The sequence below is a fragment of the Paenirhizobium naphthalenivorans genome (genome assembly GCF_007992095.1).
GTDB classification, from domain to species: domain Bacteria; phylum Pseudomonadota; class Alphaproteobacteria; order Rhizobiales; family Rhizobiaceae; genus Allorhizobium; species Allorhizobium naphthalenivorans.
On the sequence record NZ_BJZP01000066.1, the window covers coordinates 1 to 3,361 of the forward strand.

The window sequence follows — 3,361 nt, forward strand, 5'->3', positions numbered from 1 at the left end:
AGACCAGGTCGGCGACGGCGAACGGCACAGCACGACCAGACTGAAGCGCACTATCAAACAAATCGGCAATCTCGCTCAGGCCCTCGCGGCGCAAGCCCATCAGCGCCGCCAACTCCTCCAGACCTTTGCTGCTGATCGGCCGCTTCTTTGCGGTTAGTTTCTGGAATGCCAGATGCATCGTTCCGGCCGGACCGGGATCATTGCCAGGCGCGGTGAGCAGCGCCGCATCCCGCAAGCCCACCTCGCCCTCGTTGCGGCCCATCAACTGCACAGCCGAATGCGAGGCCCTAAGCGCCATCCGCTGGCGCCAGCAGCCCGCCCACGGCAGGTCGGCGCGAACCAGATCGTCGAGCGATTTCAGAGCGATGCCGGCGGCGAAGGCGGCGTCTGTATCGCTCGGATCTTTGCCGCGCAAAGTCGTCCAGCCCGGCATAGGTGGCACGGTCGATGGCGGGACCGGGGCGGCGGAAGTTGAGCGGAGGCGCGAATCCATGCTGTCGAGCATAATCGATGCGCGCGCATTTAGCCACATTTTTCGGTTAAAACCGCACAGCATGTCAGCACAAAATCATGTCCGATAATCTTGCATTATCGGACATAATGCTCATTATAGAGAAATGGCCCAAATCATCGAGCAAAACACCGAAATTCACGTCGAGGAGACCCCAGCGCCGTCTCTCAGCACAGCCTCCCGCGGTGATATTTCCGCGCCGGAGATGTCGGGCGAAGGCCCCCTCCCCTCTCTCGCCGTTCAGGATCAGACGCTAGCGCATCTTGCCAGCCTCGCCGATCGCGCCCGGGGTTATGTTGAAGCCGCCAGTTCCGCCAATACGCGCAAAGCCTACGCCGCCGACTGGAAGCACTTTTCCGCGTGGTGCCGGCGGTCCAATCTGGCTCCCCTTCCCCCGCATCCGCAAACCGTCGGGTTATACATCACAGCCTGTGCTTCCGGCACGGTTGACCGAAGCGCCAAGGCCAACTCTGTCTCGACCATTGAACGACGCCTCTCCTCCCTCGGTTGGAACTATGCCCAGCGCGGTCTCTCACTCGATCGCAAGGACCGGCATATCGCCACCGTCATGGCCGGCATCCGCAACAGCCACGCCAAGCCACCGGTCCAGAAGGAAGCGGTCATGGCTGAAGACATCATCGCCATGGTCGAGACGCTCGATCGCGGCTCTCTGCGCGGCCTGCGGGATCGAGCCATGTTGCTCATCGGGTTCGCTGGAGGTCTTCGACGCTCCGAGATCGTCGGCCTCGATCTGAAACCCGACCAGACAGAAGACGGCCGCGGTTGGATAGAGATCCTCGACAAGGGCATACTTATTACCCTGCGCGGTAAAACCGGATGGCGAGAGGTCGAGATCGGCCGCGGCTCTGCCGACGCAACCTGCCCGGTCGCCGCAATCGAGACCTGGATCAAGTTCGCCAAACTGGTGCATGGCCCCCTTTTTCGCCGGGTGACGGGACAAGGCAAAGCTGTCGGGTCGGAGCGGCTGAACGACAAGGAGGTCGCTCGTCTTGTGAAACGGACTGCCATGGCCGCAGGCGTTCGCGGCGATCTCAGCGAGATCGAACGCGCCTTCAAATTCTCCGGACATTCGCTGAGAGCGGGCTTGGCCTCCTCGGCCGAGGTCGATGAACGCTATGTCCAGAAACAGTTGGGGCATGCGTCCGCAGAGATGACCCGCCGATACCAGCGAAGGCGCGACCGCTTCCGGGTAAATCTGACCAAGGCATCCGGACTTTAGCTGTCCACTCCCCTTTCCCGCCAAGTGCTTGCAGTAGGACCGTTTGCGTATTATAGTCACGTTAGTCATTTTGGTTATAGGTGAGACGATGCAAGCATCAACGCATGAAGATATGAGCTGGACCGTCGCTGGCGCGAAGGCAAAGCTCTCCGAAGTTATGGAACGTGCGCAATTGGCGCCTCAGACAATTACCCGCAACGGAAAGCCGAGCGTGGTCGTCGTTTCCGCAGAAGAGTGGCAGCGGAAAACTGGGCGCAGGGGATCGCTCGCGGAATTTTTGTTGGCATCGCCTCTGCGCGGCGCGGATCTGGATCTTGAACGGCAGCACGACGAGCCACGTGACTTGTCGTTATGAGGCTGCTCCTCGATACGAACGTTCTGTCGGAAGTTACGAAACCTCGCCCCCATGAAGGTGTTCTGAAATGGCTTCACGGACTGGACGAGGACCGTACCTTCATCAGCATCGTGTCAATTGCTGAAATTCGTCGAGGCATTGCGTTGATGGATAGCGGGCGAAAACGCGATGCCCTGGACGAATGGCTCGCGCATGATCTGCCTCAACGCTTCGAAAGCAGGATTTTGCCGGTGGAAGGGCCTGTCGCCTTGGCCTGGGGTGATCTCATGGCGCTTGCCAAGCGAAATGGTCGGGGGCTTGCCTCGATGGACGGTCTGATTGCCGCTACGGCCGTCGCCCATCAGCTAACGCTTGCGACGCGCAACACCAAGGATTTCGAAGGCTTTGGAATAGACATCATCGACCCATGGGTGGACTGATTGGGTTCTTGTTTGTCGATTGAAAGGATTGGTCCCGGTGCTCTCCTACAGCTTGCTCAAAAATCACGCCGGCATCCTGCTCGTCGGGGACTATACGTCATTGACCTGGCTGCATGAGGTCGTCCATGACGTAAATGAGCGCTCGCCAATTGTGAAAGACAAGGAAGGCTCGTTCCTTGGATTGGCCTACGATGTGCGCAAAGCATATGAACGGCAGCGCGAGGTTATTCAGCCGCCAAAGCATTTTGAAGAAATTGGTGTTCGATACGGTGTCCAGATCCTCTGGCCCGTCCTTCTTCTTCAGCAAAGGCTGTTAAGGCAATCCCTCGCGTTCCTCAGCCATACGGCCAAAACGCAATCCATCACCTACGCCCTGGAAGCCATCATCGAAGATGCGCTGCGTGAGGATTTTGGTGCGCAAGCGGAACGCATCATTGATCACTGGCAGCGCCTTGATCCAACTCAGCCTGAGGTATTCGACATGATCGACAGCCGCGGCGGGATCTTTTGTTCATGGACGAAAGCGCAACGGAAGGCCTGCTTTGCGCAGCTCCTTTCGAGTTTCGATCCGATGTATGACCGCTTCTACGCTATGCGATTGAAGAACGGCGAAAAGAACCTGATCTCTCCGACAGAATTCGCGGGCTGGGAAAATGCCGAATGGCCGGATCCTCGGTGGTAAATCACGGGCTCATCAATAGTGGTATCACCCGGACAGACGCCCCTCCCCCGCTCTCTGTTGAAACCGCAAGCTCGAAAACCAAGGGCTGAATTTCCGCTTACAGCTTCAATTGAAATCGGAAAGTAAAAGCCACAAATGAGCCCGCGGTGGCTCA

General features: G+C 58.3%; 5 protein-coding genes. 4 read left to right on the forward strand and 1 reads right to left on the reverse strand.

All coding sequences use genetic code 11. The features are described from left to right. On the reverse strand, nt 1-493 hold a 493-nt coding region (locus RNA01_RS22895; RefSeq protein WP_147182399.1), incomplete at its 3' end, for a DUF1403 family protein. A 124-nt stretch (nt 494-617) separates the two neighbouring features. Between RNA01_RS22895 and RNA01_RS22900 the strand changes: the two genes are divergently transcribed. From RNA01_RS22900 to RNA01_RS22915, 4 genes are all read left to right on the forward strand, one after another. Further along, nucleotides 618-1,751: a site-specific integrase gene (locus tag RNA01_RS22900; RefSeq protein WP_147182400.1), complete on the forward strand. Its 1,134-nt coding sequence runs from the start codon at nt 618-620 to the stop codon at nt 1,749-1,751. Nucleotides 1,752-1,839: 88 nt separating this feature from the next. Further along, entirely contained in the window at nt 1,840-2,106 is a 267-nt protein-coding gene (locus RNA01_RS22905; RefSeq protein ID WP_045022299.1) for a type II toxin-antitoxin system Phd/YefM family antitoxin, read from the forward strand. Then, nucleotides 2,103-2,525, forward strand: a complete 423-nt coding sequence (locus RNA01_RS22910) for a type II toxin-antitoxin system VapC family toxin (RefSeq protein ID WP_035228353.1) — start codon at nt 2,103-2,105, stop codon at nt 2,523-2,525. Before RNA01_RS22905 ends, RNA01_RS22910 begins: the two co-directional genes overlap by 4 nt. 37 nt (nt 2,526-2,562) lie before the next feature. Further along, on the forward strand, nt 2,563-3,207 hold the full coding sequence (locus RNA01_RS22915) for a DUF6904 family protein (RefSeq protein WP_147182401.1): 645 nt from the start codon (nt 2,563-2,565) through the stop codon (nt 3,205-3,207). The last annotated feature ends 154 nt before the right edge of the window (nt 3,208-3,361 follow it).

Excerpts from the sequence above, each read along its gene's own strand:
- RNA01_RS22900 (WP_147182400.1), top strand. The coding sequence starts at position 618 with ATGGCCCAAATCATCGAGCAAAACACCGAAATTCACGTCGAGGAGACC.
- RNA01_RS22905 (WP_045022299.1), top strand. The coding sequence starts at position 1,840 with ATGCAAGCATCAACGCATGAAGATATGAGCTGGACCGTCGCTGGCGCG.
- RNA01_RS22910 (WP_035228353.1), top strand. The coding sequence starts at position 2,103 with ATGAGGCTGCTCCTCGATACGAACGTTCTGTCGGAAGTTACGAAACCT.